General features: G+C 37.0%; 8 protein-coding genes and 3 pseudogenes. 6 read left to right on the top strand and 5 right to left on the bottom strand.

Annotated elements, in window-relative coordinates:
- Nucleotides 1-187 precede the first annotated feature (187 nt).
- Nucleotides 188-469: a hypothetical protein gene (locus tag JOD18_RS23895; RefSeq protein WP_204671957.1), complete on the bottom strand. Its 282-nt coding sequence runs from the start codon at nucleotides 467-469 to the stop codon at nucleotides 188-190.
- On the bottom strand, nucleotides 466-588 hold the full coding sequence (locus JOD18_RS24730) for a hypothetical protein (RefSeq protein WP_275583100.1): 123 nt from the start codon (nucleotides 586-588) through the stop codon (nucleotides 466-468). Before JOD18_RS24730 ends, JOD18_RS23895 begins: the two co-directional genes overlap by 4 nt.
- A 486-nt stretch (nucleotides 589-1074) precedes the next feature.
- Between JOD18_RS24730 and JOD18_RS23890 the strand changes: the two genes are divergently transcribed.
- The 4 genes and pseudogenes from JOD18_RS23890 to JOD18_RS24510 all read left to right on the top strand — a co-directional run.
- Nucleotides 1075-2232 (top strand): DUF418 domain-containing protein, encoded by a 1158-nt coding sequence (locus JOD18_RS23890; RefSeq protein WP_204671956.1) that lies wholly within the window; start codon nucleotides 1075-1077, stop codon nucleotides 2230-2232.
- A 219-nt stretch (nucleotides 2233-2451) separates the two neighbouring features.
- Nucleotides 2452-2661: pseudogene (locus JOD18_RS23885) on the top strand (NUDIX domain-containing protein); the annotation flags it as partial.
- Nucleotides 2628-2984 carry a GNAT family N-acetyltransferase gene (locus JOD18_RS24910; RefSeq protein WP_204671955.1) on the top strand — a complete coding sequence of 119 codons (357 nt, stop codon included), beginning with the start codon at nucleotides 2628-2630 and terminating at the stop codon, nucleotides 2982-2984. The pseudogene JOD18_RS23885 and the gene JOD18_RS24910, both read left to right, overlap by 34 nt.
- A gap of 46 nt (nucleotides 2985-3030) precedes the next feature.
- Nucleotides 3031-3218: pseudogene (locus JOD18_RS24510) on the top strand (IS4 family transposase); the annotation flags it as partial.
- 147 nt (nucleotides 3219-3365) lie between these two features.
- Here JOD18_RS24510 and JOD18_RS23875 read toward each other — a convergent pair.
- Entirely contained in the window at nucleotides 3366-3926 is a 561-nt protein-coding gene (locus JOD18_RS23875) for a hypothetical protein (protein ID WP_204671953.1), read from the bottom strand.
- An 82-nt stretch (nucleotides 3927-4008) separates the two neighbouring features.
- The gene (locus JOD18_RS23870; RefSeq protein WP_204671951.1) at nucleotides 4009-4608 is read right to left on the bottom strand and encodes a TetR/AcrR family transcriptional regulator; all 600 of its coding nucleotides are present in this window, start codon (nucleotides 4606-4608) and stop codon (nucleotides 4009-4011) included.
- Between the two features lie 662 nt (nucleotides 4609-5270).
- On the opposite strand from JOD18_RS23870, the gene JOD18_RS23865 reads away from it, so the two are divergent.
- On the top strand, nucleotides 5271-5450 hold the full coding sequence (locus tag JOD18_RS23865) for a hypothetical protein (RefSeq protein ID WP_204671949.1): 180 nt from the start codon (nucleotides 5271-5273) through the stop codon (nucleotides 5448-5450).
- A 336-nt stretch (nucleotides 5451-5786) separates the two neighbouring features.
- Here JOD18_RS23865 and JOD18_RS23860 read toward each other — a convergent pair whose 3' ends face one another.
- Nucleotides 5787-6113: a MarR family winged helix-turn-helix transcriptional regulator gene (locus JOD18_RS23860; protein ID WP_239588341.1), complete on the bottom strand. Its 327-nt coding sequence runs from the start codon at nucleotides 6111-6113 to the stop codon at nucleotides 5787-5789.
- A gap of 36 nt (nucleotides 6114-6149) precedes the next feature.
- Between JOD18_RS23860 and JOD18_RS23855 the strand changes: the two are divergent.
- A pseudogene (locus JOD18_RS23855) lies at nucleotides 6150-6944 on the top strand (aldo/keto reductase); the annotation flags it as partial.
- Nucleotides 6945-7039 lie beyond the last annotated feature (95 nt).

The following is a 7039-nucleotide window of genomic DNA, read 5'->3' as shown; positions in this document are numbered from 1 at the left end:
CTTGTTTTAAATCTTTGTCAAGGAGCCTATTATAGTAACTACAAGCACTTGAGCTTATTGATTTCGTTAAATTTTTCTAGGTGCGAAAGTTGAGACGATAAGAAGTAATAGTGCCATCATGTGACACGATATGCAGTTTTTCCTTTTGGTACTGCTTACAATTCTTAATAAAGTCTTCGGCTAATTTTTAAAAATGGGCGTCAGGAAGAGTGTTAATACCTGTGGACCAAATATTTATAGGAACGTTAACATCCATTTCAAAAGTTGAATATTCCTTTTTGATGAGTTCGATATCAAGTATTTTATCACATGGCAATGTGTTTTCTTCTGGCTGAATGGGAAACATCCTTGGGGATACAAGCGGACTCACTATCTTACGGCAATCAACATTCTCACTCCAAATTCGCGCTGTCTCAAGGGTTCTTCTAACAGGACTAATAATCACTACATCTTCATCTGTTAACGTCAATTTAATAATGCTGCTTGTTCCATTCCTTTAGGAGTTAAACGCGGATCAGCTATTTGCAGACTGTCAGGTGTATCTAATGTATGTTCTCCTTGTTCGTGACGAATAAAGTGAAACTTCATTCAAGTAGGGGTTTTTCAGCCCCCACTTGAACGTTAGTTGAACCAATCGGGCCGTTACTGGTTGTTGGATCTTCCATTTAGAAATGACAGATTCCCTTATTGCTTGAAGTGGGAGTCCTACAGTCAGTTACACCGCGGTAAATAGTAACTCCATATCTAATCTCCTTTCACATCCATAACCGCTGCATAATAAGTTTTATGATTCTCTGTGCCTTTAATATTGCTACAAAACCCAGTAAGATTCAAGGGGATTCACCTAATTTCTGACGATGAGCTTTCAGGCAAAAATACCTGTACTCGATCTTAAAGAAGCTAATAAAAATGGGTCCCACACTTGACAAATTATATATTAGATGATAAATTTTGATCATTCAATCAATTTAATATTTGATCAATCAAATTACATATTAATTAAGCAAAAGGGAATATAATAATATTGAAGACTCTTGTACATAAGGTAAATATAGAGACAAGGGAGGGAAGTTAATGAATATGGCTCAAATAAACCAGAAGAAACGTGCATTATCATTAGATCTCGCACGAGGGTCGATGCTCTTTTTGATTATACTTTCACATATACCATTGCTTTTATATACGATAGAGCCAGGTGTCTTAACAAAAGTTGCTGGCAGTACACCTTTAGACCATTTTTTGAATTTTTTGATGGAAATCATTGTAGATAACCGAGCACGCCCATTGTTCGCCATCCTATTCGGATATGGTCTAGTGATGATTTATCGCAAGCAATGGGAGAGAAAAGGGGCGGAAGAAGCAAAACGCATTATCAAAAGACGCTGCTGGTATTTAATATTATTCGGCGCCATACTCGTTGGTGTCGCAGGCGGGCAGGACATCTTAATGACTTATGGCATTGCTGGACTCCTATTAATTCCCTGCTTAAAAAAGGACAACACGAAGATTGAGAAATATGTGATTATTTCTACCCTCATATGTCTCATGTATATCCCGCTTTTGTGGGGAGGTATCCTATTAGGCAACCAATCTTACGGGTTAGCAGTAGAATTAACTGGTGAAGAAACATACTTCAATTCATTGCTGGAACAGCTGATTGCTATACCTCTTATTCCATTATTTACTCATCTCTTCTTCTCGATTATCCCTTCTGTTCTTATGGGAATTTGGTTAGGAAATGTAAACCTATTGATTAAACCGCACCATCATATGAAACTACTAAAACAGTTAACGATTGGCGGCCTAAGTCTTTCACTTGTCGGTGCCATTCCGCTAGTATTAATTAATGATATTTGGTTTCCTAGTTTTTTTATCGCAGGGATTGCATACGGTATTCATATTATCACTGGTTTTGCAGGTGGTGTAGGCTATGCTGCACTCTTTGGGATGTTAGGAGCCAGTATTAAACATTACGGCGTAATTGTAAAGGCGATCGCGGCAATGGGCAAACGTTCGTTAACCTTTTTCGTCATACATGAAGTTTTGATTGTCATACTCTTGTCCCCAATCGCCTTTAATTTAGGGGCTCACTTAACCGTTACAACTTCCGTACTGCTTGGCACCATCATGTGGATCGTTACTTTATTCATCGCATATTTTACGGAACAGCGCCAGATAGAAGGGCCGTTGGAAAAATATATGCGTTCTTTGGTTTATAAAAAGCAAGAGTAAGTGCGTGTGCAAAACTAATATGTTCTGACAGATAACTATCTATGAAAATTTTAGACACCCTGCCTATTTTGTTCCTGCTTAGATGCTAACAAATGGATCAATTTAGTAGATCCTTTCTTTCTCAACATGTAAAATCCACCTATAATATTTGGTATTGATCATTTAGCCGCTATGGGAAGTAACAAGTAATGAAAACAGTAAGCAGGTAGAAAGGGGTAGATAATGAATTACATCAAATGGATTCGTGAAAAAGTTGGACACGAGAAAATTATTTTAAATTTTGCAGGTGTGTGCATTATCAATCGAAGTGGTGAAGTATTACTGCAAAAAAGAGGTGACAAAAATAAATGGGGGTTTCCTGGCGGAGCTTTAGAAATCGGAGAGTCCATTGAAGAGTGTGCATTAAGAGAAGTAAAAGAAGAGACCGGCCTTGTAAAAGGGAGATACCTTCGTATTTTGACCACCTTGATATTCAATTATGGTATGAAAAGGATGAATTAATTGGCTTCTCTGGAATAAACGAACATCATTTAGAGATGTTATTTTTAAAACCAGCTAAAATAGGCAAAGGATACGGTCAGACCATCATTAGTTCTTTAATTAAAGATTTTAATATTAGAACAGTCGATGTTAATAAAGACAATAAGAATGCAGCTAAATTCTATATGAAAAACGGCTTTCATCTATTAAAGCAATCAGAGACAGATTCTTCTGGTCGTCCATATCCTATCTTGCATTTAAAACTAAAATAAGGTAGAGGTTTCCCCTCTACCTTATTTCCCTAGCTAAACTCTCTATAAAATATATAAATCATGCGGTGCTATTGAGTTATTTTTCGAATGGATGAAACTGAACTGAAACATTAAAAATTTTTATGGTCTGTACATAATCAAGTCTATATCGCAATAATCGTCTACTGTTTAAACATATTGACTCAACTAGCAACCAAAAGTCCGTGTACGTATTTACAAATTAGCCATTATTTAATATGAAAATTTGTTGCTAGCTTGATTTGCAAAATTCAAGGGAGCAGAAGGCAATAGTCAGAACATTTCAAAAATATTTATGCGACACTAGTGAAAGAATATATATAAGATAGATGTTTTTCCAACGACACCCTCAATCTCCACCTGTTACGATAGATCCCTTTTTTCCTCACCATCATGATCAACAGCAAAACTGAATATGACTTTAAAGATATAAAAAGAAAAAATAGCTAATAAGATTTGTGGGATATCCGTGAACAACAAAAGCAAACTCACGCCCGAAACGGCTAAAAATACACCAATCATACGTTGGCCTGGATATTGAATGAGTGCGTTCACGATAAGTGCCGATACGATTGTATACCCCCATACTATGAGACTGATCCCGTAGTAATCATCAAACAACCAAGCAAAAATAATTGGCTGTACATGAATTGCAATAAAAACCAGCCGCCTCTTGGCATTAGTTTTATAATAGAGGTTGGTCGAAAATGAAAAGTTGGCAATGACACCACCTGTGATATCTACAATTAAAACAATGAGTATAACCATTTGCCAAACGGCAAGCTGCTGCCACTCGAAATAGGTTAGTGTGAGAAGCAGAGCTGTCATACCGATACAAAACAAAAGCGTGAACCATAAGTCCAATAAGGCAATTCGTTTTCCAAACAACTCGTGAAAATAAGCAGGTACTTTTACGGTTTTCATGAAAATCACTACTCTCTTAAAGAAATCAAATTACTGTTCGACCAATCGGTCAGTTTTTAAGTTGCAATTAATATCTTGATTACTAAGATAAATCCAGAAGTTTGAGTATACCTTTTGTTTGCAAGTTCCACACTTGTTGATACTTCTCACTGTCTCTGTTCAATAAAAAATGAAAGCCAATACCGTCCACCATTGGCAGAAGCAATCGAGAGACGGAATCGATCGTTTCTTGATTGACCGTCTTCGGTACCAGTTGCGTAAGTTGTATACGGAAAAGGTCATTCATTTGTTCGGAATAGGTAACTAAAATTTCCCGATAAGCCGGATTAAATATTCCTTCATGGAAAAAGGATAAAAACGCTTTGAAAAAAGGAAGCTCGTCATCTGACACTGGAATCATGGTTTGGCCAAGTGTATCAAAAAAATGTGCAACATCACGATACTCTCCTATTTTTATTGATTGCAATAACTCTTCAAATACAACATGTAGTGTGTTAATTAGTAACTCATCATTTGATTTGAAATGATGGAAAATTGTACTTTTACTCACTCCGCTAGCGGCAGCCAGTTTTGCGGTAGATATCTCTGTCAATCCGTTTTCCGCAATCATTGCAATGGCTGTGTGTAGAATATTCACACGTGTTTGTTCCCCTTTTTTCATTCGTTTATCATCATGTACCATTTTGCACCCCCTATTTTTTGCAATTATAACACTGACCGATTGGACGGTCAATTATATTACTAATAGAATAAGCTCAAAACCCGTGATTTATACTATCTTCCTAAGCCGTTATCAGCTAAACTACTTGAGGTTACATGTTTTATTGGATTCGTATTGAAAAATCACTGATAAAAAAATTAATCTTTCAAATTACATTAATACGTAATATGTTACGCAATATATAACGTATCATATTACGCGATTTTACGATGGATATAATGGATAATAAGTGTAATAATGCATTTAATATAGAGGATGAGGGAAAGTGAGTGTTAAGACAATGCAAAAAACTTCCTCAAGCTACTATAATAGACAACGGGAAAATTGATTCGGCAATCTTAGACTATAAATACTACGAAGAATTATATTTACGGATCCAAGAATTAGAAGAGAAAGAAGAAAGCCGCATTTTATTAAGAACGTATAGACGATAAAGCTGTGACATGCCAACACACCCAACCAAATATGGACCGCATGCTCCTAAAATTTATGAGTTTTATTATCTAATATCGGGAAAAGGAGTTTTTCAGTAGAAGGAAATGAATATAAACTGAATCCTAATAGTATTATGATTTTACGTTCAAATGAGGCACATTTTGTGGAAATGAAAAGAGACCTTCAATATGAAAAGTATTGTACTTCATTTTTTTCCGGAATTTTTAGATCAAATTGATCCTAATAGAATATTACTTGAACCTTTTGATAACCGAGCTTTGGGAGTTGATAATTATTACCCATCTGGATCTTTTTCTGATCAATTAGTCCGTTCTTGCCTTGATAATATACTGGAAATTAGAAGATGATTATCAGAAAAGAGTAGTTATTATAACTAATCTTTTTACTATTTTAAATGAGCTGAATAAAAGTTTTCATAACGAAGATTTCAAATTATTATTTATTGCATATATTCGGAACTGCCCGCTGGACTTCCCACTTCCTTATGGGCTAGTAGGAGGAGCCGTTTGCGTTAATAGCGCAAATGCGGTCCTTAGAGGGGGATGAATACAATCTACCGAGAGGTACCCTTCTACTCGACTAGCCTAAATACATTTCTACACAAAGATGAAAAAGCTGATCTTCCGAATTCGGAAAATCAGCTTTTTTATTACCTATCGCCTGAATAACATCAAAAATCGCAATTAAGATGGTGGGGTATTACAAGCCGATGAGGACTTTTCTTTTGTTCTTTCCGCCAGATTAGTAATCGACTCAATGTCTTGTTCGGTTAATAAATCTAAAAAATACTCGCGTATTGCCATAGAAACAACGGGGCGGGCATCATCCAATGCTGATTTTCCTGCCGAAGTAGTGATTACCTGGACTCCTCGTTCAGTTTCTAATGGTTTCCTTAAAACGAGTCCTCGCTTTTCCATCCGAGTTAAATGATGGGATAACCTACTCTTGGTCCAATCCATTGAGTCTGCTAATTCTTGTTGGCGTAACTTACCTTTTCCATAAAGATCCAATCGATCTAATATACCAAAATCTCCCTCCGATAGCCAATTCTCGGACGAGCATTAAAGGACTTCGCTCGCCGTGACGAAGTTGTCATTGCTACAAAAGTTTTCGTTCCGATGCGTAAAGGTCCAAATGCAATGGGACTTTCCCGCAAAGCGATAATGTCGGAAATTGATGATAGTCTAAGACGCTTGGGTACAGACTACATTGATTTGTATCAAATCCATCGATGGGATCCTAACACACCGATTGAAGAAACAATGGAGGCACTACATGATCTAGTTAAGGTAGGCAAGGTAAGGTATATCGGAGCATCCTCCATGTCAGTTTGGCAATTCGCAAAAGCTCAACATGTGGCAGAACGCAACGGTTGGACTCGTTTCATTTCAATGGAAATTAGGCTTAACTTGCTTTATCGAGAGGAAGAAAGAGAAATGCTACCTTTTTGTAAAGATGATGGAGTTGCCGTTACACCGTATTTACCTTTTGCTGCAGGTCGATTAACCCGAGATTGGAATGAGCAGATCCCTCGGTCAGAGAATGACCAAGTAGCAAAGGCCCTGTTTACCAAGACAGAAAAAGCCGATCGCAAAGTGGCGGAAAGAGTGGCAGAGGTTGCTGCGAATCGAGATTTTCTACGCGCACAGGTCGCACTTGCATGGTTGTTACAAAAAGTAGAAGTCACAGCACCGATTATTGGGGCGACCAAGGTAAGCCATCTCGAAGATGCAGTGTCGGCGTTATCAGTCAAATTGACATCTGAAGAAATTAAGAGTTTAGAAGAACTTTATGTACCACATTGGTGTAAATACACAACTGCGTTTAGGGTGAACATTTAAAATGATATGCTCCCTTTATAGTAGACAGAGAAATAATAAAAATTCTCACCTATTATGAAGGGAGTATTTTGTATGTCTAAAAGAATGACCAAACA

It is taken from the genome of Gracilibacillus alcaliphilus, from assembly GCF_016909015.1.
Lineage (GTDB): Bacteria > Bacillota > Bacilli > Bacillales > Amphibacillaceae > Gracilibacillus > Gracilibacillus alcaliphilus.
This window is presented reverse-complemented; position numbering and strand designations above follow the sequence as displayed.